Here is a 24,462-nt window from a genome sequence, read left to right as displayed (position 1 = left end):
GTCGTTTCGGGACGTTCCACCAAATTGATTTATGCCTGTAGATAGTTCCGGTTTGGGGCATCCCCCTTGCGATTAGTAGGATTCCGGGCGTCTTATGATAGAGTGACCCCATCACTGTTGAGCAGAGCCCAACTATGCGGGAAATTGATCAGACCGGCACGAGAACCCCCCAAGAGCCTTGCGCAGGTGATGTTCATGCCTTTCTGGAGAGCCTGACCGGCCCATCCCGTGGAACGGTTTCCTGGCTTGTCGACAGCGCATTGACTGTTTCAGTTGGCGAAGGCCGTGCGCTAGGCCTACGCCTGAAAGACAACACACCGCCCCATGACGAAGATATCGCAACGCTTCAGTGGACCGAGGGGGGCTATGTGCTCAACGCGCTGGCAGGGCAAGACATCTGGGTCAATGGCCACAAGATTGTGTCGGCAACGCTGAATCACGGCGACATGATCGAGTTTGGCGAATTGGGCCCGATCTCCCGATACCGCATATGTACTCAGAGGTTTCCCATCCGTCATACGGTCGAGGATATCCTGAGCGACGCCTATGCCTATGCGCGGTCAAGTCGCCGACCCTTTGCCCAAAGAATGTCGGGTGCGCTGCGTGAGAGTGGGCGAAGGCTTGTTTCTCAAACCACTATGTTCTTCAGGATTACGGTAGTAGCCGCGATTGCGCTGATCGCAGGTCTGCTGTTCCTGCTTTATCAAAACGACCGGAGACTGGCCGACAGCCTGCAACAGGAAGCTCGCAAGATTGAAGCTGTGGCGACCATGCTTAGCCAGACGCGGGAAGATGTTCTAACCCCCGAAGACCTTGTGGCGTTGAGGGAAGCCTTTCAGAACCAGCTGATATCAACCGAGCAGCGGTTGGGTACCCTTGAACAACGCGCGGGGGCGTCTACGCGGGTCATCACCGCCTCTACTCAATCCGTGGCTTTCATTCAGGGCGCCTACGGATTGCGTCATATCGAAAGCGGTAAACTGCTGCGCCACGTGTTGGGGCCGAACGGAGAGAAGTTGCAAACACCCTTCGGACAACCCTGGATCGAACCGGACGCAACAGGCGAGCCCGCGGAGTTCCAGTTCACTGGCACCGGATTTCTGCTGGAGGGTACGCCGCTGATGGCCACCAACCGCCACGTTGCCTTGCCCTGGACATCCGGCGACCAAGCTCAGGCACTGAAAAACGCAGGTCTTGAGGCCGAGATGCTTCGGTTGCTGGCCTATCTGCCAGGTCAGACCGATCCGATCGAGGCTACTTTGGACCGGTTCAGTGAAACCGCTGATCTGGCACTTTTGTCGGTTGATCCAAACCGTATCGAGGGGCTGGGATTGCCACTGGCGGAAGATCTTCCACGAAGCGGTGACGAAGTCTTTCTGCTGGGGTATCCTACTGGCCTGAAAGCGTTAATTGCGCAGGCGGGGCCGGAATTTCTGAAAACGCTCGAGAAAGACGGGTCCGTCAATTTCTGGACGATCGCCGCACGGTTATCTGCGCAAAACCAGGTTCAACCTCTCGCCAGCCGAGGAATCGTGGCGCAGACAAGCCCGGGTGCAGTCGTTTATGACGCGGAAACAACGTCAGGAGGAAGCGGAGGGCCGGCCCTGAACCGCAAGGGAGAGGTGGTCGCGATTAACGCCGCGATCCTGCCAGAGTTCGGGGGCTCGAACATCGGGGTTCCGGTTTTGCACCTGAAAACCTTGCTGAGAGAAACTGTCAGCCAGTAATCAGTCGTTGGTCTGGAACGGCGATTTTTGAACAAGGAATACGACCACCAACGGAACGATCACAGAAATCAGGCCCACGGCGATCAACAGGTGCCCAAGTTGGCCGTAATCGGCAATCGATGTGACGACACCGGTTTCCGGGTCGGTTACCGCGCGCGACACCACGAAAATCTGGTTCAGGTATTTCGTTGCCAAACTGCTGGCCGACAAGGCCATGTTGGTGAATGACGCCATGACGGCAAAGAAAGTTGCCTTCAGATGCACAGGAGCATTACGTGCGATCCAGGCCAGCATCGGAACCATCGCGATTTGTCCCAGCGGAGATTCAACTGCGGTGTCAAGGACTGCGATGAACCTTGCGTCTACGATCCCGCCGGTATGCGCAGATGTCCATTCATGCACGCCGTAATACAGCGCAAGGTTGGGCAGGGCGAGGACCCCCGACGCGATGGTCAGAATGATGACGACCTGCGCAATCGAGCGGTTGGCCATAAATGGTCTCAGGACGATGAGCCCCACCAATGCAAGCAGGGACGTCAGAAGCGCCAGGATTGCCAGGAACTGCTCGTCAAACCCCAACTCGTCGATTTCGAACCAGGTCAACCCCGGCCCAGGCAGAGGAACCGCACGAAACACGAAAATGATTATCGCCGTACCAATCAGGGCCTTTGCCTGATTTGGGTTCAGTTCCTTCACTAAGCGTGACATCAGGTACAAGATCACACTCAGAGAGACTGCAAAAATAGTTTCCTGGGCGAGTTGGAAATTCGATGTTCCTAACACGATACTCAATACAACAAAGGCGAGACCGCCCAGCAGGATCGGCCATTTGACCTCGGTGGTTTCGTCATGGGTATGAGGGGGATGACCTTGGCGAAGACGTTGACGCTGTATCAAGCTGTGCAAAACCACACCGCTGACGGACAGCAGTGGAATGACAAGCGCGATCAGGTAGACGTTGCCATACAATGCAAGGCGGTCTGATTTCTGCATGCCCTCGGTTCCCGAGAACACCCAGATATTGACCGCGGCAACGGCTGCAAAACCGGAGAAAATGGCGATCCTGCCCAGGGTTTGCATTGTTGTATGCTGTGCACGGGTTTCCTCGGGCGAAAACGGCTGCCCGTAGGGATTGATCTTTGGAACGGCTTCGACTGTCATCGCGTCGGCGACAACATCCTGAATGGCATAGCCGGAAGGCGCCAAGAGCAGGGCAATGATGTACCAATGTTCCAGCGGCATGACATCAGCCATATGTCCGGGAAAGGCTACAAGCCCGTACATGGTGAGCAGGGACAAGGTGATCAGGGTTGCCCCCAATAGGATCAGCAATGACTTCCACCGCCAAAACAGATCAACAATATGACCCAGCGGCATTTTCAGGATCCAGGGAAGCCCGGCCCAAAACGCCAGCCCGGCAACAAAGGATGCGGATAGGTTAAGGTAGTCCTTAAGAAAGAAGGCACCGACGACCGATGTCAGACCAGAAACACCGGCGGCAAAATAGACCATGAGCGGTGGCAGGTAGGACCATTGCATCTGTCGGGCCAGATCAACAAAGGTTCTATGCCACCATGCAGAAAGCCGCACTCTTGTAGAAGGCTGGTCAGTGGTCATGTTCACGTAAATCGCATCGCAGGATTTCCTTGACCTAATGACACAGGGTTACAGAAATGCGGATGCAAAAAGCAACAAACTGGTCACCACCCCAAAGAGAGGAACAACAAGAGGCACGCGGAACTGCGGTTCATCGGTTTCAGCCCGGGTCTTCAAAAGGATCAGTGACAGATTGACCAGCACAAAGACTCCCAGAACAATTTGCGACGTCCGCTCGGCCAGAATGGCGATTGGAAGCGTTTGTGTCAGCAACAGGATTATCGCCGTGACCATGATTGTCGCTACCGTTGGCGTCTGAGTGACCTGAGACACCTTAGCCAGAAACTTTGGCAAATGATCCCGATCCGCGAGCCCGTAAATCACGCGGGATGCCATGATCATCTGGATCAGAACACCATTGATCGTCGCAACGATGGCAATGGCTGAAAACCCCTGCTGGATAACATCGGGCGCGTCTGTAAAAATCAGGGCCAGCGGCGCGGCGGACGTCGAAAGGACATCGATCGGCACCACATACAGAACAGTCATGGACGTACCAAGATACAAGACCGTGGCCAGAATAAGCGTCAACAGGATCGCTTTCGGGATTGTTCCGGCGGGGTCTTTAACTTCTTCAGCGACATTCGCCATGTCCTCGAAACCCACAAAGGCGAAAAACGCCAGAAGCGAAGCGGCAAAAATCCCTCTCCAGGCGTTTGGGTCCAGCCCGGGAACCATCTGGGTGAGCGCATAGCCCTGAGGCTCAGGAAGGGACTGGCCCCAACCAATAACGACGAGTAGCCCGCTTATTTCTATGACAGTAATAACCGCCGCCACCATTACCGACTGCGTGATCCCCCATAGGGCGATCAGCCCCATGACCAGAACTACACCGATTGTCAGACTTGAAATGCCTAAACCTGTAAGCGTTTGAAGGTACGACGCGGCCCCGATAGCCACGGCCGAGGCCGAGATGATGCCCGAGGCGGCCACGGCGAGACCGACCAGCACGGCCATCCAGCTTTTCTGAAACCCTGCTTCGACATAAGCGGCTTCACCCGCACTCACAGGATATCGGGTTGCCAGTTCTGCGTAGGACAGGGCAGTCAGCGCAACAACAAGCGCGGCAATCAGGAACGAAACAGCGGCAAATGGGCCCGCAATCCCGGCCGTCGCACCAACAAGCACGTATATTCCAGCGCCGACGGTTACCCCAAGCCCATAGAGCGTGAGCAGCGGGGTCGTCAGCGCCCGTCGCAGCTTTGGTGTATTTTGTTCAACGATGGACATCATCTATCCGCCAATTGGAATGCGTTGCGTGTCTTGGGTTGGCATTAAAGTTTCTCTGCTTGGTCCCGTTGCCTCGATCATATGAGTGACTGACGTGCGTTTTGTCCCGAGAAGCCAGAGCGTAGTCGGCAGAAGAGCGCGCCTCGCATTTGCCGCGCCCGTGGAGTGAAACCTTCGCGCCGTTGAAATACTGATCACCGGTAAATTTGCTTGGGGTCAGGCAGGTGAGCGTCGGGCCCGTTGATATATTCGTACTTCACTATGTGGTCACTTTGCGTGCTTTGATTCAGGTCAATGAAAGCGGATCGTCACACTGAATCGTAGACCGGTGCGCCTTTTGCACGCAATGAACCGCCGAACTTTCTGAGCCTTAAGGAATGCGGTCAAGCAGGGAGTCTCGGGTGACCAAATAGGTCGAAAGCTCCAAAGACTGGCCCGCAGAGTTCGTTTCGATCATCCGTATCAACTCCTGCGCAGCTTTTTGACCCATTTCACGGTGGGGCACGTGAACCGTTGTCAGGGCAGGGCTGACAATGCGCGCGATTTCGATGTCGTCAAAGCCGGTAATCGACACGTCTTCGGGCACTCGGAGCCCCATTTTTTGCGCCTGTCTCAATGCGCCGACAGCCAGAACATCGTTTCCGCACAAAACGGCGGTCGGCGGCGTGTCAGTAGCCATGAGATCCCTGAACGCCGTCGCGCCATTTTCGAATTCATACGTGGTTTCGATCACCATTAGGTCATCCGGCTGCAGGCCGTGGTCAGCCATGGCGCTTTTTATCCCTGCGATCCTGAGCCGCGCCCGGTCATTGCCCGAACTGATACCCGATATTGTCGCAAGACGTGAATGTCCCTGTCTGATGATCTGGTCTGCCAGCGCTTTCATGGCTTTGCAGTTGTCGAACCCAACTGACGGCACAGGTTTGTCCGGCAGAAAGGACCAGGCAACCAGCGCGGGCACTTTCCGTCTGTCCAGGTAATCATAAATATCTGCGTCCCTGTCATGACCGATCAATAACAGCCCATCTGCACCCCGTGCGACCAGGGTTCGGATCTGATCCTTTTCCGCTTCGGGCTCATAGGCTGAACTGGAGACCAGCAATGTGTAACCACGCTGATGTATCTCTTCCTGGAACGCCTGCAACCCCCTTGCGAATATAGCGTTTTCCATGGTTGGGATGATGGCGCCAATGGTAAATGACCGCTTGGCCGCCATCACGCGGGCCGCGAAATTTGGCGTGTACCCCAATTCTTCGACCGTCGACAGGACACGCTTGCGCGTTGCTTCAACAACTTGCTGCGGGTTGTTCAGACACCGGGACACTGTCGCGGTCGAAACGCCCGCGGCCTTGGCAACGTCATCCAGTGTCGGAGCAGACCGATGTTTTGACATTCTCGAACTCTCAATTCTGGTTGGCTTAAGTTAATCGCATTTTTCAGATGATGAAAGGGTCAATGTAAGCGCTTGCAATAATTATGTAAGCGCTTACAAAGGTGTTGAGCCGATTCTGAAAGGGAGTCCCGGAAATGGTCCTTGCTGCATCTACCGTCGTTTTCGCGATCTATTTCGCCAACGTTGCTTTGGGTGCTTTCGCAGGCCGCGCGTTTCTTGGCGACGTAGGAGAGATGTTGGTTCTGTTCGCGGCGTCGATTTTGTTCGTTGTCGCAATTCTGAAAAAGGAAGCTGACCGAAACGCAACGAACGGCAGCTGAACTTTTGCTTGGGAGGGCAATTCATGAACAACGACAAGATTGAACTGGCGTCAGCAGAGCGTCGCAACTTTCTGAAGCTGAGCGCAAGTGGCGCGTTCACAGCCGCATTGGTTGCCGGGGCTGGGGGTGTTTTGTGGTCTTCAGAGGCCGCCGCGCAAACCGCAAAAGAAGAGAGTGAGCGTGAGAAGGCCGCTGACCATGTTATGACGGTGGCAACAGCCTATGTGCTGGGCGCGTCGCGCAGCTATCCCATCATGCAGTTGGACCTGAAGGAAAACATCCAGAATGCCACCAACGGCAAGGTCTATGTCAAATTGGCCCCCGGTGGCCAGCTAGGCGCGGGCGGCGCGCTGGTGCAGAAAGTACAGGGTGGAACGATTCAGGCCGCGCAGCATTCTCTGTCGAATTTTGCACCTTTTGCGTCCACGGTCGACCTGATCAACATGCCGTATCTGTGCGGGTCGAACCAGCGCTTCACCAACCTTGTCCATTCAGACACGTGGAAAAGCGAAGTCCATCCCAAGGTCGAGGCGGCAGGCTTCAAAGCCTTGTTCTACGTGAATATCGATCCGCGTGTTGTCGCAGTCCGGCAGGGCGGCAATGCGGTCATAACCCCGGGAGATATGGGCGGGATCAAGTTCCGCGTTCCCGGATCGAAGATGCTGCAACAATACTATCGCATGGTCGGTGCTAACCCGACGCCTGTCGCATGGGGTGAAACGCCTTCGGCGATCAAGCAGGGTGTTGCCGACGCGCTCGACCCGTCGGTAGGGGCGCTGTATGTTTTCGGTTTCAAGGACATCCTCAGCCATGTGACCTTCACGCAGGCCGTTCCGGACAGTCAGGTTTATTCCTGTAATCTGGAGTGGTTCAACTCGATGCCTGCTGACGTGCAGGAAGGCATCATGTGGGGTGCCGAGATGACTGGTCATCAGAACCTGTCCAAGGTTCCGTCGGCCCGCGCCTATGCCATGGCCGAGTTGAACAAGGCTGGTGTTGAATTCCATTCGCTCAGCGATGATCAGCTGGCGGAATGGCAGGATGCCGGTGGGTATCAGCGTTCGGAATGGGATCCGTTCAAGACGGAACTGGCTGGTTCGATGGACAACTTTGAGAAGCTGGTCGAAGCGGCTGGTACGCAGGGTGAATATTACGTCCACGACGCCTAAGGTGAAACCCGTGGGCGCCTGCTGGCGTCCACGATTCTTGTACCGCGCGGCCAACAGCGGCCCGACAAGGCAGGTGCGGACCTGGCTGTTCCATCGCCGGAGGATCAGATGACCGTTCTTCAGAAAATTGACCGAAACGCCGAACGCTGGTTGCTGCTGGTGTTCTACGTGATGCTGGTGATCACTATGGCCATCGAGGTGCTGCGGCGCGAGATATTCGCCTATTCCTCGATCTGGGGCGAGGAAATCGTACGGTATTCCTTTATCTACCTGGCTTGGATAGGTGCGGCTGCCGCGGTGAAAGAGCGGGCCCATATCCGGATCGATGTGATCATGCACTATGTCGGGCCGCGCCCCAAAGCGCTGCTTTATATCTTCGGCGATCTGGTGATGTTCATGGTGGCGATCATCGCACTCTACTGGTCGTATGAAGCGGTTCACGTTTCGGCCAAGTTTGGTTCCGTTACGGACGGTTTGCGGATTTCCAAGGTTTGGTTCCTGATGGCTGTGCCGACCGGGTTTGCCCTGATGATCTGGCGACTGATCCAATCCCTGTTGCGCGATCTGAAATGCCTTCGCGACGGCACGCCCGTCTTCGAAGGCGACAAACTGTTTGACTGAGGAGAAACCGGATGCTTTGGAACTCCCTCAATCAAACCGTTGAACTGGGCTGGGATTTTTATCTGCCGGTGATCCTGTTTGTTGCCCTGATCGCCTTGGCCGTACCGGTTTGGGCGGCCATTGGAACGGCTGCGATCGTAATGCTGATCATGTCCGGTGACCTTCCTCTCAGCCTTGTCGGAGAGAGCCTGTTTACCGGCATCGACGCTTTTGCCCTGACTGCCGTGCCCTTGTTTATCCTGACCGGGGATGTTCTGGTACGGACGGGGTTGTCACGCAAGTTTCTGGATGTTGCCGAGGCTTTGACATGCTTCGCCAAGGGTGGTTTCGGATCGGCCACGGTGCTGGTCTGCGGAATGTTTGCGGCGATTTCGGGGTCGGATGCCGCCGGGGCTGCTGCGGTCGGCCGGATGACAATCAACCGGTTGGTGGAAAGCGGGTATCCGCGCCCCTACGCCTGTGCTCTGGTCGCCGCCGGTGCCTGCACCGGTATCCTGATACCGCCCTCAATCGCCTATATCATCATTGGCCTTGTGCTGGGTATCTCTGCATCGACGCTTTTTCTGGCCGCTCTGATCCCGGGTCTGGCTATCCTGGTGTCGATCCTGATCACCAACATCATCATGAACCGCCTTTATGCTTACGAAGGCGGCGGAATGATGACCATGGGGGAGTGGTTCGCCAATCTGGGCAAGGCGCTTAGGTCCGGCTGGTATGCCTTTATCGTACCGGGGATTATCTTTTATGGCATCTTCTCGGGGCGCCTGACACCGACTGAGGCTGGTGCCACGGCTGTTGTCGTCACCATCATCATGGGCTTCATCCTGCGTACGCTGACATTGGCAGATTTTCCGTCGATGCTGGTCAGCTCTGCAAAGGTGAACGGGGTGATCCTGCCGATCATCGCCTTTTCGGCACCGCTGGCCGAGGCGCTGGCGATCATGGGCGTTCCGCAAGGGTTTGTCACTTCGGTGACCTCGCTGACAGACGATCCGTATCTGCTGATCCTGCTGATGATCGGCATCCTGATCGCAGCGGGCTGCGTCATGGAGACGACACCGAATATCGTGATCCTGGCACCGATCCTGAAACCATTGGCTGACAATATCGGCATGAACGAGATCCAGTTCTGCATCATGATGATCACCGCACTGGGAGTGGGCTTTATCACCCCGCCGCTTGGGCTGAACCTGTTCGTCGTGTCTGGCATTACCGGTGAATCCATTCTGAAGATTGCCGCCCGAGCTGTGCCTTTCGTATTGACCATGCTGATCGTGGTGATCCTGATCGCCTACGTGCCAGCCGTGTCGACAACATTGTTACCTGAAATCTACCAATAGGACCTGCTGAACATGCCTCGCGAATATCTGAAAAAGGCAACTTTAACGGCTCAATCACACGCCTCAGAGGTGCATGATACGGTGAAGACCATTCTGACCGATATCGAGGCGGGCGGTGATGCAAAGGCAAGAGAATATGCCGCCAAGTTCGACAAGTACGAAGGGAATGTCTTGCTGACCCCGGCTGAGATTGAGGCCGCCTGTGCAAAAGTTTCTGAAAAGCTGAAGGCCGACATCCGTTTCGCCCACGACAACGTTCGGCGCTTTGCCGAGACGCAAAAAGCCACCGTTTCTGACGTCCAGACTGAGATCGTGCCGGGCTTCGTTGCTGGGCAGAAGGCGATTCCAGTGGATGCTGCGGGGTGTTACGTGCCGGGTGGGCGATACAGCCACATCGCCAGCGCAATTATGACAGTGACCACCGCCAAGGTTGCGGGATGTCGCCACATCACGGCCTGCTCGCCTCCGCGCCCTGGCGAAGGGGTTGCGCCTGCCATCGTTTATGCGGCCCATATCAGTGGGGCCGACAGCATTCTGGCTATGGGGGGCGTGCAGGGCGTTGCCGCCATGACCTACGGTCTGTTTGGTTTGCCACGCGCCAACATCCTTGTGGGCCCCGGCAATCAATTCGTGGCCGAAGCCAAGCGCATCCTATACGGCAAGGTTGGTATCGACATGATCGCAGGTCCGACCGACAGTTTGATCCTTGCCGATCAGTCTGCCGATGCGCATGTCGTCGCCACCGATTTGGTCAGTCAGGCGGAGCACGGATACAACTCACCGGTCTGGCTGGTCACTGATGATCGTGGCCTTGCGCAAAAAGTGATGGAACTGGTGCCTGCGCTAATCGCCGATCTGCCAGAATTGAACCGCGAAAACGCCTCGGCCGCATGGCGCGACTATGCCGAGGTTATCGTCTGTTCCAACCGCGAAGAGATGGCCGCCTGTTCCGACGAATATGCACCTGAGCATCTGACGGTTCAGGCTGAGGATCTGGACTGGTGGCTGGAACGGCTGACCTGTTATGGATCGCTGTTTCTGGGCGAGGAAACCACCGTGTCATACGGTGATAAGGCGACCGGTACGAACCATGTTCTGCCAACATCGGGCGCGGCCAGCTATACTGGCGGGTTGAGTGTCCATAAGTACATGAAGATCGTGACGTGGCAGCGGGCCACGCGCGAAGGGTCGAAGCCCATTGCCGAAGCGACCGCGCGGATATCGCGGTTGGAAGGAATGGAAGGTCACGCCCGCGCCGCAGATGTGCGTCTTGCGAAGTATTTCCCGGACGAGCAGTTCGACTTGACCGCCGATGGATGACCCGCGCACATTATTCGACCTGACAGGCCGGGTGGCGTGTATCACCGGTGCCAGCTCGGGGCTTGGGCGGCAAGTGGCTCGGACTCTTGCCGCTGCCGGTGCGCGTGTTGTCGGCGTAGCCCGGCGCAGCGAGGCATTGGCGCAGATGCAGGCCGAGATTGGCACGCGCGCTGCAGCGGTTGTTGCAGACGTTGCAGATCGCGATGGGGTGAATGCGCTGACGCAGGCTGTCGCTTCCAAGTTTGACCCCCCCGATATTCTAGTCCATGCGGCAGGGGTGAACACGCGTGAGGCTGCGGATGATGTTACTCCTGAGGGGTGGGATGCCACGCTTGCCCTAAACCTCAGCGCACCGTTCTTCCTCAGCCAGGCGATGGTTCCGGCGATGAAGGAAAAGGGGTGGGGGCGAATTGTCAATTTCGCCTCGCTGCAAACAACGCGCGCTTTTCCTGGTGGTATCGCCTATGGCGCATCCAAGGCGGGGATCGGGCAGTTGACACGCGCCATGGCCGAGGCCTGGTCGCCCTTTGGCATAACCGCCAACGCCATCGGGCCGGGGTTCTTCCCCACCGAACTGACGCAGGCCGTGTTCGACGACTCCAAGCGCGCAGAACGGAACGCCGAGCAAACATGTATCGGACGCAATGGGCGGATGCAGGATATTGACGGGCCGATCTTGTTCTTATGCTCTCGGGCGTCTGACTATGTCACGGGGCAAGTTTTGATGGTTGACGGAGGGTTTACAGCCAAATGAAGGCTCTGGTTTACAAAGGTGTTGAACAAATGGTGTTCGACGATGTGCCGAATGCCGAACCGGGCGCATCGGAACACCTGATCCGGGTCGAGGCGGTTGGCATCTGCGGATCGGACATGCACGCTTATCTGGGCCATGATACACGTCGCCCAGCGCCTCTGATCCTCGGGCACGAGGCAGCCGGTGTCATCGCTGATGGTATCCGCGCTGGTGATCGGGTGACGATCAACCCGCTGGTAAGCTGTGGTCAATGCGATGCATGTCGGACGGGTCGCGAGAATCTGTGCCCGAACCGACAGATCATCTCGATGCCGCCGCGCGAAGGGGCGTTCGCGCAATATGTCTCGATGCCCGGCAGAAATCTTGTCGACGTGCCCGAGGATGTCTCTTTCGCCAAAGCTGCGCTGGCCGAACCTCTGGCGGTAAGCTGGCACGCAGTCAGATTGGGGATCGAGGCTCTGCATTCTGCGATGGACCGCCGCGCCTTGGTGATTGGCGGTGGGGCCATTGGCCTTGCGGCGGCCTTGGCCCTGCGGGCACAGGGCATTGAAGACGTTACAATCGCGGAACCAAACGCGTTGCGCCGGGCTTTTCTGGCGGAAATCGAAAGTTTTGCACTCGTGGATGCGCCCAATGGGTCTTTCCCGTTGGTCATTGATGCTGTCGGATATGCCGCGACACGGTCGGTCGCTTCGGCCATGGCCGCGCCGGGCGGCGTGATCGTGCATGTCGGATTGGGTGAAGATGCCGGAGGTCTGGACGTGCGTCGCATGACCTTGCAGGAAATTACCTTTATTGGATCCTACACCTACTCCGCGCAGGATTTCCGCGACACCGCTCAAGCGATCTTTGACGGCCGTCTTGGCGCCCTGAATTGGGTTGAAGAGCGTGCACTGGCCGATGGCGCCCAGGCGTTTCGCGATATCCGCTCTGGCTCCGTAGCCGCACCGAAGATTATCCTGAGACCCTGGGGATAAACCCGACAGAACTGGAGGCCACCATGTACAAGAAAATTCTGGTCCCGATGGCTTTGGATCACGGCATTTCACAACATACGCTGGAAGTCGCGCGTGCCTTATCGGAAAACGGGGCCGAGATCATAGGCTTACATGTCTACGAAATGCCACAGGGATCGGTCAGCGCCTATCTGGACAAGTCCGCAGTGGCCGAAGGGTTCGAACGTGCGAGGCGGGCATTGTTGCAAAAGGTTGACGGGCTGGATGGTGTGAAAGCCGAAATCATCAAAGGGCACACCGCCCGCACCATTATTGACTACGCGACCAGCAACAATGTGGACTGCATTGTTATAGGTTCCCACAAACCGGACCTGAGCGACTATTTTTTGGGATCGACAGCTTCACGCGTCGTTCGTCATGCCCCCTGCGCTGTACATGTACACCGCAGAACCTGATTTCCTTCATCGCGCCATGCGCCCCAACAGGACCAACAGCCCGACCATGAACATAGACAAGAAGATAACTGACGATCTGGTGGCCAACGATATCTCGTTTGTCACCACCGTCCCCTGCAAGCAACTGGCAGGCGTCATCGCTGAAATCGACCAGCGAGAGGACATCCATCACATCCCGTCCAACAAGGAAGACGAGGGGATGGGCCTGTGCGCCGGAGCATGGATGGGCGGCAAGCGTCCCGCGATCATCATGCAAAACACCGCAATCGGTGTGACGATCAACACGCTGGCGACACTGATCCAGTATTATCGCATGCCTTTGCCCATGCTGATTTCCTATCGCGGAGAGCTGCGCGAACCGGTTGCCTGCCAGGTTGAAATGGCCGTGCATACCAAAGCGCTGCTGGCTCAGTTGAATATCCCGACTTATCATTTCCACCATCAGTCAGATGTTGAGGAACTCGACGCGATCCTCAAATACACCTTTATGTGCAACAAACCGGTCGCCATTCTGACCGATGCCAGTTTCTGGGGAGGCTATGGCGACCAATGATCCGTTCTGAAATTCTGAAAGAAATCGCTCCGATCCTGCGCGATCAGCTTGTTGTTTGTAACATCGGCATTCCAAGTCAGGAACTGCATGCCATCGACGACCAGCCCACCAATTTCTACATGCTGGGCACGATGGGACTGGCCTCATCCATCGGTCTGGGTCTGGCCTTGTCGCAGCCCAAGCCGGTTATCGTGATCGATGGGGACGGGTCGGTCCTGACCAATCTGGGTACCTTGCCGACCATCGCCAATAACGTGGCGGACAACTATATCCTGTTGATCGTCGACAATGGGTCGTACGGGTCCACTGGGGATCAGCCGACATATGCGGGGCAGAAGACCTCTCTGGCTAAAATGGCGGAAGCCGCAGGATGCGAGCGCGTAATCGAATGTCAGGCCGAAGATACCGGCCGCGTGCTGCAAGAAGCGCTGGAATCGAAACAGATGACCATCATCGTGGCCAAGTGCGAAAGCGGAAACGCCAAGATGCCGGTTATCACGATGGATCCGGTGGTGATCCGCGACCGGTTCATGAAGGCCGTACAGGCCTGATGCTATCCAGCGCTATCCACAGTTCCGAAGACGCGCGCCGCCTGGCCCGGCGGCGCCTGCCGTGGATGGTGTTTGACTACATCGATGGTTCTGCTGGGGCCGAGGCTGGCGCGGCCCGAAACAGGGCCGCACTGGATGCGCAGATCCTTCGTCCACGGATTCTGAAAGACGTCAGTGAAAGGTCGCTTGCTTGTTCCGTCTTTGGCAGGTCGACCCAGCGCCCGTTTGGCATCGCACCGATGGGTATGTGCAACCTGTCGGCCCCCGGTGCAGACCTGATGCTGGCACGTCTTGCGGCGCGGTACGAGGTGCCGCTTGGCGTATCAACCGTCGCATCGACCCCGTTGGAAGACCTGATTCTCGAGGCAGAAGGACATGCCTGGTTTCAACTGTATTTCAGCGGTGATGGCAGTGGTACGTTCAAGCTGGTCGAGCGCGCAAAGGCTGCGGGGTACGAAACGCTGGTGCTGACGGTGGATGTGCCCGAAGTGGGACGTCGCCCGCGTGAATTGCGCCACGGGTTCAGGATGCCATTCAAAATGGGGCCGAAACAGGTGCTTGATTTTGCGTTTCACCCCCGGTGGTCGCTATCAACACTGCTGCGAGGCAAGCCCGAAATGGCGAATTTCCTGATGGACGGATATGATTTTGATCGCCGGGAAAGCCGGGCCAAGGCGACTTGGGAGACTTTGGCCCGTCTGCGCGACCAGTGGGCCGGGAAGCTGGTGGTCAAAGGCGTTCTGGATGCAGAGGACGCGCTGAGCCTCAAGTCGGCAGGTGTCGATGCCATTCAGGTCTCAAGCCACGGAGGGCGCCAGTTGGACAGTGCGCCCGCGCCGATTGCCGTATTGCCTGAAATTCGGAACGCCGTCGGTCCGGATTATCCGCTGTTTTACGACAGCGGTTTGCGCTCGGGCGAGGATGTTTTGAAAGCCTTGGCAAACGGCGCAGATTTTGCCTTCTTCGGCCGCATCCTGCAATTTGCAATCGCGGCAGAAGGGGAAGAAGGGCTTGAGCAGCTGTGGTCTGTGCTGAGTGATGAAATGAGTATTGCCATGGCGCAGATGGGCGTTTCTTCGCTTAACGAGGTGCGACGCGCAACCTGAAACCAGTTTGGGGAACGACCCGAGGCGTACCTGCGAGTCGTTCCTTTGCTGGTTTAACCGCGACGTCTGCGACGGCGTCCACCGCCTGTTTCGCTTTCTCCGCCTGTGTTGAAGCTTGGATTGGGCAACGTGACAACCTGCGCCAGTTCCGGGAACGGATCGGTCTTGTGCGGGATCGCGTTGGCGGCCACGAAATGATCTTGGAACTTCGGCTCAATTGCGGTTTCGATCTTGGTGATCTCGCGCACGACGCGTTCGATTTCAGCGCGTGATCCGATATTGCACAGCGCAATCCGCGCGCCTGTACCAGCGGCGTTACCCGCGCTGGTGACCTTGTCCAGCGGAGCATCAGGGATCATGCCCAGAACCATTGCGTGCTTGGTTGAAATATGGGCGCCAAAGGCACCGGCCAGAACCACTCGATCCACCTTGTCGACTTCCATCTCGTCCATCAGCAGACGCGCACCGGCATAAAGCGCGGATTTGGCCAGTTGGATGGCGCGGATGTCGCCTTGCGTGACAGTGATGCGGGGGCCACCTTCGGCGCTGGCATCGTGAATCAGGTAAGCGTGAGTGCGGCCTTCGGGGATGCAGCGGGCCGTTCCAGTCTGCTCGGCCGATCCGATCAGGCCGCTTTCATCCAGAAGGCCGGCCATACGCATCTCGGCCACAGCTTCGATAATGCCCGAGCCGCAGATACCGGTGATACCAGTGGTGGCGACATCAAGGTCAAAGCCGTCTTCGTCCGACCATTTCTCGGACCCAATGATGCGAAAGCGGGGTTCCTTGGTGAGGGGATCGATTTCGATCCGCTCGATCGCGCCGGGTGCTGCGCGCTGGCCAGAACTGATCTGAGCGCCTTCAAACGCAGGCCCGGTGGGTGAGGAACAGGCCAGAACTCGGCTGGTGTTGCCCAGCAGGATTTCGGCATTGGTGCCCACATCGACGATCAGAACCAAATCCTCGGAAATACCGGGTTCCTCGGACAGGGCAACCGCCGCACAATCCGCGCCTACATGGCCCGCGATGCAAGGTAGGATATAGACCTGCGCGCGAGGGTTCATGTTGGTCAGTTCCATCTCGCGTGCGGACAGGGACATCGACTCGGACGATGCCAAGGCAAAAGGCGCCTGACCCAGCTCCACCGGGTCCAGACCCAGAAGCAGATGGTGCATGACCGGGTTGCAGACAAACACCGTTTCCACGATCAGCGCGGTGTCAATGCCGGCTTCTTCAGCGATTGAGGTGGTCAGATCATTGATCGCCTCGCGCACGGCTTTTGTCATTTCCTGATCCCCGCCGGGGTTCATCATGGAATATGAAACACGGCTCATCAGGTCTTCGCCAAAGCGGATTTGCGGGTTCATCAGGCCCGATGAAGCCTTGACCTCGCCGGTTTCCAAGTCGGTCAGGTGAGCCGCAATCGTAGTTGAGCCAAGGTCGATGGCCAGCCCATACAGCCCGCCTTCGTGCAAGCCGGGCCAGATTTCGACAATGCGTGCGACGCTGTCCTTGTGACCTTTGTGAACGGCCACAGTGACTTCCCATTTGCCTTTGCGCAGAACCGGTTGCAACTTGGATAAAAGTGACAGGTCCGCCGTGACCGCGTCAATATTCCACTGTTCGCGCAGCGCGCGTTCAAGGCGCTCCAGATCACCGGTTGGCGAATGCATGTCGGGTTCTTCGACCACCACGAAATACAGACGAGTTGCTGGATCCATGGTGATGGCGCGTGCGGTGGCGGCTTTGCGAACGACCTGACGATGTACCTGGCTTTCCGGCGGCACGTCGATCACGACATCGCCCTGAACCGAGGCCTGACAGCCCAGACGACGACCGGGTTTCAGGCCACGCTTGTCGTCATATCGCTGCTCGACCGCGTTCCATTCGCTCAGCGCATCCTGGGCCACCGTGACGCCGTGCTTGGGAAACTCGCCATAGCTTGGGGTGATCTGACACTTTGAACAGATACCACGGCCCCCGCAGACCGAATCCAGATCCACTCCCAATTGGCGGGCTGCGGTCAGAATTGGCGTGCCGACAGGAAAATGCCCGCGTTTGCCGGACGGGGTAAAGACGACAAGTGGGTCGGTGGTCATGAGTGACATGCCTTTTTGTGTTCGCGCGTTTTCCCGGCAAGATATTGGTTTGAGCGCAAAGGGAAAGGGCTAACAGCGGCACGATTTGCGCGGCATGCGTCGTTTTCTTTGGCTGTATAGGCAACTGGAGCCACAGAGTTGCCCCCAAGGGCTTTTCCTTTGGTTCAATCCATGCAATAGGGTCACCGCCAAACGGGCTTTTGCATGGGGTATTCAGATGCAGATTCGTGAGGCACTCACCTTTGACGACGTTCTTCTGGTTCCGGCCGCATCTTCAGTGCTGCCGGCAACAGCGGACACAACCACGCGTGTCACGCGTGAGATTACCATGAACATCCCGCTGCTGAGCTCGGCCATGGACACGGTGACCGAGGCGCGCATGGCCATTGCCATGGCACAGGCAGGCGGTATTGGGGTCATCCACAAGAACCTTTCTGTAGAAGAGCAGTCTCGCGAGGTTCGCCGCGTCAAACGGTTCGAGTCGGGTATCGTCTATAGCCCTGTTACCTTGCGCGCGGATCAGACCCTGGCCGATGCGAAGGCTCTGGTCGAGCGCTATAATTTCACCGGTTTCCCGGTAGTTGACGCGGATGGTCGCGTGGTTGGTATCGTAACCAACCGGGATATGCGCTTTGCCAATTCCGAAGACACGCCGATCAAGGCGATGATGACCTCGGAAAACCTGGCAATGCTGAAAGAACCCGCCGATCTGGAAGAGGCCAAAAGCCTGATGCGGGCCCGTCGTATCGAAAAGCTGCTGGTGGTCGACGGCACGGGAAAACTGACAGGTCTGCTAACGCTGAAAGACACCGAACAGGCGGTTCTGAACCCAACTGCGTGCAAAGACCGGCTTGGCCGCCTGCGAGTGGCTGCCGCGACTTCGGTTGGGGACGCGGGTTTTGAGCGGTCCGAGCAGCTGGTGGCTTCGGGCGTGGATATCATCGTCGTCGATACGGCGCATGGTCACTCTCAGGGGGTGCTGGATGCGGTCAGACGGGTCAAGACTCTGTCGAACGAGGTTCAGATCATTGCCGGAAACGTGGCTACAGGCGAGGCGACCAAGGCGCTGATCGACGCGGGTGCTGACGCCATCAAGGTGGGCATTGGCCCCGGCTCGATCTGTACAACTCGCATGGTGGCGGGCGTTGGTGTCCCTCAGCTGACCGCGATCAGTGATTGTGCGGCTGCGGCGGGGGATGTTCCGGTCATTGCGGATGGTGGCATTAAGTTCTCGGGCGATTTTGCCAAGGCAATTGCGGCCGGCGCGTCTTGCGCCATGGTCGGTTCGATGATCGCGGGCACAGATGAAAGCCCGGGTGAGGTCATTTTGTATCAGGGCCGGTCGTTCAAATCCTATCGCGGTATGGGCAGTCTTGGTGCGATGGCGCGCGGATCGGCGGATCGGTATTTCCAGAAGGACGCGGCAAATGACAAGCTGGTACCCGAAGGGATCGAAGGGCAGGTTCCTTACAAAGGATCAGCCAGCGCAGTGATCCACCAGCTTGTTGGTGGTTTGCGCGCTGCGATGGGATACACCGGCTGCGCGACTGTCGAAGAGATGCGCAGAAACTGCCAATTCGTGAAGATCACGGGCGCAGGTCTGAAAGAGAGCCACGTACACGATGTTCAGATCACACGTGAAAGCCCGAACTACCGGCTGATGTAAGCCGTTGCGCATGACATACGGCACCCATGCACGGGGTGCCGTAGTGATTTTGGATTGGCCTGTCACGGCCTGTTTCAGCCAAGGTAATCCGTGATGACACCTGCTGCCCGCGTTCAGGCCTCGATTGAAATTCTGGACGACATTCTGGCCGGGGCCCCGGTTGAAAAGGCGCTGACCGGTTGGGCACGGCGCAGCAGGTTTGCGGGCTCCAAGGATCGGGCAGCTATTCGCGATCATGTGTTTGATGCTTTGCGTTGCAAACGCTCGTTTGCTGCGTTGGGCGGTTCCGGAACTGGCCGTGGCCTGATGATCGGCGCAATTCGCGCATCGGGTGAAGATCCGGTTGAGTTGTTTACCGGTGACCGCCACGCGCCAGAAGCCCTTCAAAATGACGAAGTATCAAGGGATTTTGCATCCGACGCCGAGAGATATGATCTTCCCGACTGGCTGTGGCCACGGTTCGTTGCATCCTTGAACGATGGCGCCGTGCCTTGCGCATTGGCATTGCAAGAGCGCGCCCCGGTTTTTCTGCGGGTCAATATATTGAAAACGGATGTAACCCGGGCGATTGATGCTTTGGCGACCGACGGTATTTCAGCCCGTCCAACACCGTTATGCGAGACTGCTCTGGAGGTGACAGAAGGGGCGCGTCAGATCGCGCAAAGTCAGGCTTACGCTCAGGGTTTGGTCGAGCTTCAGGATGCGGCAAGTCAGGCTGTCGTTGCTGCCTTGGATCTGCGCCCTGGAATGCGCGTTTTGGACTACTGCGCCGGAGGCGGTGGCAAGTCGCTTGCGATTGCGGCCTACAAGGGTGTCGAAGTGTACGCTCATGATGTAAACGCACGCCGAATGAAGGATGTTCCGGCGCGGGCAGAACGGGCAGGGGCCAGAATAACCATCCTGAACAACACAGAGCTTGCCAATCACGGGCCTTTTGACGTCATTTTGGCCGACGCCCCGTGTTCCGGCAGCGGTTCGTGGCGGCGCGCGCCAGCAGGTAAATGGGCATTGACTGAAGAACGTTTGCAAGATCTCACGCTCATCCAAGCTGACGTTCTTGCACAAATCACGCCGTTCGTCCAAGCAGGTGGAGTGCTGGCATATGCGACATGCTCGGTTCTTGCGGACGAGAACGATGCGGTTGTCGACAGGTTTCTGGCGCAACATGCGGGCTGGCGCGAAACCTTCCGGCACGCATGGCAGGTAACGCGCGGGTCCGACGGATTCTTTACGTCACACTTGACGCGCTGATCTTTCAGTAAATACAACCTTGGGTAGCTGAATTGTTTTTTAGCGCCGTTAGGCGAGTGTTAACCAATTCTACCTGTTATTACCGCAAAACCTGTGCCCGAGCCGTTTATGCCTGACACCACTGAGTTCTTTCCAGCCCCTTCAGCCGCCAATACTCCATCGGTGTTTCGGATCGGGTCGTTGGTGTTTCTAGCGCTGTTGATCAGCCTGGCACCTGCGGTTGGATTTATGCCGTCGGACTGGACAAAAGGATTGCTGGCAACAGGCATCTCCCTGTTGGGTGTGGCGCTTTTGTTTGGGATCAAGGGGGCGATTACAAACAGGCATTTGCATCAAATATCGGCCCTTTTGGCCGCTTTCGCAGAGCGCGAGGATGCTCCGGTTGTGATCTCGAACAGCTATGGTGACATATTGGCCGCGAACGTCCTGGCGGAGAAAAAGTTGGGGGCCGTACGGGGCGAAACCCTGGCCCGCTGTTTACGCTCCAAGTTTGCCAATCCATCGGCGATCTTACTGAGCCTGCAATCACGTGCGCAAGCCGCGAGACGCGCCCAGAGCGAGTTTCCCGGTGGCGGCCGGTCCATTTCAGTTTCCGTGCATCGATTGAGGCCGGGGCTGTTCTGCTGGAGCTTTAACTACGTTCAACAGGATAGTTGGCAAACCCTTGGCTTGCCGGTTGTAACCATTGGACGCGCAGGTGATGTATTGCGCGTCAATGCCACGGCCGAGCGTTTGTTTGGTGCGCACCCTGCCGGAGTGCAGGATATTTTCAGCGAAGCAGAACCGCGGATTGGAGCTGTCAACGCGGTCAGGACCCGCGATGGTCATATTCTGGCAGCCGTGTCCGAACTTTCTCAATCCGGGTCGGAACGAAGCCTTTGTTTGTTACCGGTTACGCAGATGCCCGCACAGGATGCGGTCATGTCTTTCTCCGACCTTCCGGTTCCAATTCTCAGGCTTTCCGTGGACGGCATCATCCTGGACAGTAATCGGCTGGCGGCGAAACTGTTGGGAAAGAAGCAGCTTGAAGGCTGTAATATCAGCGACATCATGCGGGGCATGAGTGGCCCTGTGCTGGAATGGTTGAAACGGACCGAAGCGCAAGAAGAAACGCAGCGATCAGAGTTCTTGCAGTTCATCAGAGACGACAAGGAAATCTTTGTTCAAGTCACCCTGAGCCGCGTGTTTGTCGACGGAAAGATATACCTGATCGCGGTTCTGAACGATGCGACTGAACTGAAGACGCTGGAAGCTCAATTCGTTCAGGGCCAGAAGATGCAGGCCGTAGGGCAATTGGCCGGAGGTGTAGCACATGATTTCAACAACCTGCTGACAGCCATTTCGGGTCACTGCGATCTGCTGCTGCTGCGCCATGACCAGAATGACCCGGATTACGGGGATTTGGTGCAGATCAATCAGAATGCCAACCGGGCCGCCGCGTTGGTCAGTCAGCTTTTGGCGTTTTCGCGGAAACAGACCCTCAGGCCCGAAGTGTTGGATCTGCGTGACACGATCTCGGACCTTATTCACCTGCTGAACCGTTTGGTTGGCGAAAAGGTGCAATTAACGCTGAGCCACGATCCGGTGCTCAAACCCGTGCGGGCGGACAAGCGCCAACTCGAGCAGGTGCTGATGAATCTTGTCGTTAATGCGCGGGATGCCATGCCGGACGGGGGCGAAATTCGCATCGAGACCAGCGTGTTGACCCTTTCGCAACCTCTGATGCGGGACAGGGCAACCGTGCAACCGGGCGACTATGTGACAGTCAAGGTTGTAGATGGCGGCGTTGGTATACCGACAGACAAGCTGCAGAAGATTTTCGAACCCTTCTACACGACGAAACGAACTGGTGAAGGCACCGGGTTGGGGTTGTCAACGGCATACGGGATCGTCAAGCAGACCGGCGGCTTCATCTTTGTCGACAGTGCTATTGGACGGGGTACCGAGTTCACGGTTTTCCTTCCGGTTTGTGAGACAGCGACCGAAGTCGAAGCCGAGTTGCCAGCCCAGCCCGAATCTCAGAGTGCCAGGCAGGGTGAGGGCGTGGTGCTGCTGGTCGAGGATGAGGCGCCTGTTCGTGCTTTTGCAACGCGCGCCCTGCGGCTGAAGGGTTACACCGTGCTCGAGGCGGACTCGGCGGAAGAGGCGCTTCGACTGCTTGAAGATCCCGCGTTAAGTGTTGATGTATTCGTCACTGATGTAGTCATGCCGGGAATGGACGGGCCGACCTGGGTGCGCAAGGCCAGGGAGACGCGCCCGGACGCGCGTGTGATCTTCGTGTCCGGGTATACCGAAGGCGTTTTCGGCGATACGGGTCCGGATATTGCCAACTCAACCTTTCTGCCCAAGCCGTTTTCCCTTAACCAACTGACTGAGGCCGTGTTTCAACAACTCAACTGATGAATCACAATGCGGCTTTGTGCAGCGCAAATTCTTCCGGGAAGGCACTACGAAACTTCTGCTCGGTGGCTGGTGACAGATGTAAATCTCCCTGAGGCGAAACGTTTTCGCGCTTCAGATCGATCTGCATGTCCAGCCGTGTTTGCAGAAAATCCAACACCTTGTCCTGATGTTCGTATTTGAAGATATGACGAGCGCCAGCGCTGTCGTTGCGGGTACGGAAGAATTGCGCCTGGCTGCCGACATTGGCAAATTCGGGACGTGTGTCCTGCAAATAGGCTTGCACGAACGTGTCAAAACTCATGTCACGTGTCGAGCGTAGTTGACCTATCAAATCTTCGCGACTGCGGAACCGGTACCAGCTGCCCAGCCAATCCACCGGCTCGCGTACAACGGCCATAATTTCCATCTCGGTATCAAACAGTTTTCGAAACATGGTCTGGAAAAACCGGTCATACCGACGCACCGGGGCGTGTTTAAGCTCTGGTGGATGTGAAACGATGAGATCTGCCCGGTCACGCAACGCCGTATGATAAGCCGTGCTTCCAGTCTTGGGGACAGAAAGAAAAGCCAGTCGTTCTTTATAAAAAACAAGCATTTACCGATCCCCAAGATTGCCATGTTACTTGTGCAGATTGTCGTAAACGACTCTTTAACACAATTGGAGAAGACTGATTTCTGTAAGTTTTGGTTGAAATGTTCTCTTTTTGATCTCATAAGGAACAAGAGGCGAACAAAGCAGCGATTGCCGCCCGATTAAGGGTGTGACAAAAGGGAAGGCGACAGGACAATGGCGGATCTTCTGACAATGAGCGACAAGAAAAACGCAGACAAGCAAAAGGCGCTCGACAGTGCGCTGGCCCAGATCGAACGGCAGTTCGGCAAGGGATCGATCATGAAACTGGGCGAAGATGCCCGGCAGGACATCGAGGCGAGCTCGACCGGGTCGCTGGGTCTGGATATCGCGCTGGGTATCGGCGGACTGCCGATGGGGCGTATTGTTGAGATTTACGGGCCTGAGAGCTCGGGCAAAACCACTTTGACCCTTCATTGTATAGCTGAGCAGCAAAAGCGGGGTGGAGTTTGCGCGTTCGTGGATGCGGAACACGCTCTGGACCCGCAATATGCCCGCAAGCTGGGTGTTGATCTGGATGAGCTTCTGATCTCGCAGCCCGATACCGGTGAGCAGGCGCTTGAAATCACGGATACTCTGGTGCGCTCGGGCGCGGTCAATATGGTTGTTGTCGACTCGGTCGCTGCCCTGACGCCGAAATCGGAACTCGAAGGGGACATGGGCGACAGCAGTGTCGGTGTGCAGGCCCGACTGATGAGCCAGGCGATGCGCAAACTGACAGGCTCGATCAGCCGCTCGAACTGCATGGTCATCTTCATCAACCAGATCCGGATGAAGATCGGCGTAATGTTCGGCAGTCCGGAAACCACAACCGGTGGCAACGCGCTGAAATTCTATAGCTCGGTTCGGCTGGATATCCGCCGGATTGGCGCGATCAAGGACCGGGATGAGGTGGTCGGGAACCAGACCCGCGTAAAAGTTGTGAAGAACAAGGTGGCCCCGCCGTTCAAGCAGGTCGAGTTCGACATCATGTATGGCGAAGGCATCTCGAAGATGGGCGAATTGCTGGATTTGGGTGTCAAAGCCGGTGTTGTCGAAAAGTCCGGGTCTTGGTTCAGCTATGGTGATGAGCGGATCGGGCAGGGGCGTGAGAACGCCAAACAATACCTACGGGAAAACAGCCGGGTGGCGTTGGATATCGAAGACAAGATCCGCGCGGCGCATGGGCTGGAATTCGACTTGTCGCCAGGGTTTGCCGAGGATGACGATATTCTGGAGGCCTGATGCCCTGAGGCGGGTGATCCGTAGCCTCTGCGTAAAG

21 protein-coding genes are annotated in these 24,462 nt (G+C 57.0%); 16 read left to right on the top strand and 5 right to left on the bottom strand.

What is annotated here, in order from left to right:
- Positions 1-134 precede the first annotated feature (134 nt).
- Complete coding sequence (locus AC2FNC_RS00495) at positions 135-1,727, top strand: trypsin-like peptidase domain-containing protein (RefSeq protein ID WP_496714280.1); 1,593 nt, start codon at positions 135-137, stop codon at positions 1,725-1,727.
- On the opposite strand, the gene AC2FNC_RS00490 is transcribed toward AC2FNC_RS00495, so the two are convergent.
- The 3 genes from AC2FNC_RS00490 to AC2FNC_RS00480 all read right to left on the bottom strand — a co-directional run bounded on the left by AC2FNC_RS00490 (position 1,728) and on the right by AC2FNC_RS00480 (position 6,006).
- Positions 1,728-3,266 carry an MFS transporter gene (locus AC2FNC_RS00490; protein ID WP_496714278.1) on the bottom strand — a complete coding sequence of 513 codons (1,539 nt, stop codon included), beginning with the start codon at positions 3,264-3,266 and terminating at the stop codon, positions 1,728-1,730. It abuts the gene before it with no gap.
- Between the two features lie 126 nt (positions 3,267-3,392).
- Entirely contained in the window at positions 3,393-4,613 is a 1,221-nt protein-coding gene (locus tag AC2FNC_RS00485; RefSeq protein WP_496714276.1) for an APC family permease, read from the bottom strand.
- A gap of 370 nt (positions 4,614-4,983) precedes the next feature.
- On the bottom strand, positions 4,984-6,006 hold the full coding sequence (locus AC2FNC_RS00480; RefSeq protein ID WP_496714274.1) for a LacI family DNA-binding transcriptional regulator: 1,023 nt from the start codon (positions 6,004-6,006) through the stop codon (positions 4,984-4,986).
- A gap of 134 nt (positions 6,007-6,140) precedes the next feature.
- On the opposite strand from AC2FNC_RS00480, the gene AC2FNC_RS00475 reads away from it, so the two are divergent.
- From AC2FNC_RS00475 to AC2FNC_RS00425, 11 genes are all read left to right on the top strand, one after another.
- The gene (locus AC2FNC_RS00475; protein ID WP_480517102.1) at positions 6,141-6,326 is read left to right on the top strand and encodes a hypothetical protein; all 186 of its coding nucleotides are present in this window, start codon (positions 6,141-6,143) and stop codon (positions 6,324-6,326) included.
- A 23-nt stretch (positions 6,327-6,349) separates the two neighbouring features.
- Entirely contained in the window at positions 6,350-7,495 is a 1,146-nt protein-coding gene (locus AC2FNC_RS00470) for a TRAP transporter substrate-binding protein (RefSeq protein WP_496714272.1), read from the top strand.
- Positions 7,496-7,603: 108 nt separating this feature from the next.
- Complete coding sequence (locus tag AC2FNC_RS00465) at positions 7,604-8,116, top strand: TRAP transporter small permease (RefSeq protein WP_480517100.1); 513 nt, start codon at positions 7,604-7,606, stop codon at positions 8,114-8,116.
- 11 nt (positions 8,117-8,127) lie between these two features.
- The gene (locus AC2FNC_RS00460) at positions 8,128-9,456 is read left to right on the top strand and encodes a TRAP transporter large permease (RefSeq protein ID WP_480517098.1); all 1,329 of its coding nucleotides are present in this window, start codon (positions 8,128-8,130) and stop codon (positions 9,454-9,456) included.
- Between the two features lie 12 nt (positions 9,457-9,468).
- Complete coding sequence (gene hisD / locus AC2FNC_RS00455) at positions 9,469-10,776, top strand: histidinol dehydrogenase (protein WP_480517096.1); 1,308 nt, start codon at positions 9,469-9,471, stop codon at positions 10,774-10,776.
- Positions 10,769-11,530: an SDR family NAD(P)-dependent oxidoreductase gene (locus AC2FNC_RS00450; RefSeq protein WP_480517094.1), complete on the top strand. Its 762-nt coding sequence runs from the start codon at positions 10,769-10,771 to the stop codon at positions 11,528-11,530. Before hisD ends, AC2FNC_RS00450 begins: the two co-directional genes overlap by 8 nt.
- Complete coding sequence (locus AC2FNC_RS00445) at positions 11,527-12,507, top strand: alcohol dehydrogenase catalytic domain-containing protein (protein WP_480493122.1); 981 nt, start codon at positions 11,527-11,529, stop codon at positions 12,505-12,507. Before AC2FNC_RS00450 ends, AC2FNC_RS00445 begins: the two co-directional genes overlap by 4 nt.
- 23 nt (positions 12,508-12,530) lie before the next feature.
- Positions 12,531-12,941 (top strand): universal stress protein, encoded by a 411-nt coding sequence (locus tag AC2FNC_RS00440; RefSeq protein WP_480505127.1) that lies wholly within the window; start codon positions 12,531-12,533, stop codon positions 12,939-12,941.
- Positions 12,942-12,987: 46 nt separating this feature from the next.
- Positions 12,988-13,494, top strand: coding sequence for a sulfopyruvate decarboxylase subunit alpha (gene comD / locus AC2FNC_RS00435; protein ID WP_480517090.1), 507 nt, complete (start codon positions 12,988-12,990; stop codon positions 13,492-13,494).
- Entirely contained in the window at positions 13,491-14,045 is a 555-nt protein-coding gene (comE, locus tag AC2FNC_RS00430; RefSeq protein WP_496714269.1) for a sulfopyruvate decarboxylase subunit beta, read from the top strand. Before comD ends, comE begins: the two co-directional genes overlap by 4 nt.
- Positions 14,045-15,151, top strand: a complete 1,107-nt coding sequence (locus AC2FNC_RS00425; protein ID WP_496714267.1) for an alpha-hydroxy acid oxidase — start codon at positions 14,045-14,047, stop codon at positions 15,149-15,151. The genes comE and AC2FNC_RS00425 overlap by 1 nt, the downstream gene beginning before the upstream one ends.
- Positions 15,152-15,204: 53 nt before the next feature.
- On the opposite strand, the gene AC2FNC_RS00420 is transcribed toward AC2FNC_RS00425, so the two are convergent.
- On the bottom strand, positions 15,205-17,250 hold the full coding sequence (locus AC2FNC_RS00420; protein ID WP_496714265.1) for an ASKHA domain-containing protein: 2,046 nt from the start codon (positions 17,248-17,250) through the stop codon (positions 15,205-15,207).
- Between the two features lie 217 nt (positions 17,251-17,467).
- Here AC2FNC_RS00420 and guaB point away from each other — a divergent pair, with 217 nt between their 5' ends.
- From guaB to AC2FNC_RS00405, 3 genes are all read left to right on the top strand, one after another.
- Entirely contained in the window at positions 17,468-18,916 is a 1,449-nt protein-coding gene (gene guaB / locus AC2FNC_RS00415; protein ID WP_480517082.1) for an IMP dehydrogenase, read from the top strand.
- 93 nt (positions 18,917-19,009) lie between these two features.
- Positions 19,010-20,167 (top strand): RsmB/NOP family class I SAM-dependent RNA methyltransferase, encoded by a 1,158-nt coding sequence (locus tag AC2FNC_RS00410; RefSeq protein ID WP_496714263.1) that lies wholly within the window; start codon positions 19,010-19,012, stop codon positions 20,165-20,167.
- A 108-nt stretch (positions 20,168-20,275) separates the two neighbouring features.
- A complete protein-coding gene (locus AC2FNC_RS00405; protein WP_496714261.1) occupies positions 20,276-22,567 on the top strand; it encodes a hybrid sensor histidine kinase/response regulator in 2,292 nt (763 codons plus the stop codon).
- 4 nt (positions 22,568-22,571) lie between these two features.
- Here the strand turns inward: AC2FNC_RS00405 and AC2FNC_RS00400 are convergent, their stop codons facing one another.
- On the bottom strand, positions 22,572-23,165 hold the full coding sequence (locus AC2FNC_RS00400) for a sulfotransferase family 2 domain-containing protein (RefSeq protein WP_496714259.1): 594 nt from the start codon (positions 23,163-23,165) through the stop codon (positions 22,572-22,574).
- A 192-nt stretch (positions 23,166-23,357) separates the two neighbouring features.
- On the opposite strand from AC2FNC_RS00400, the gene recA reads away from it, so the two are divergent.
- A complete protein-coding gene (gene recA, locus AC2FNC_RS00395) occupies positions 23,358-24,425 on the top strand; it encodes a recombinase RecA (RefSeq protein WP_480472844.1) in 1,068 nt (355 codons plus the stop codon).
- Positions 24,426-24,462 lie beyond the last annotated feature (37 nt).

This window comes from Ruegeria sp. BHSA123 (genome assembly GCF_059613425.1).
Note: the sequence above shows the minus strand (reverse complement) of the source record. Positions and strands in the feature narration are given on the sequence as shown.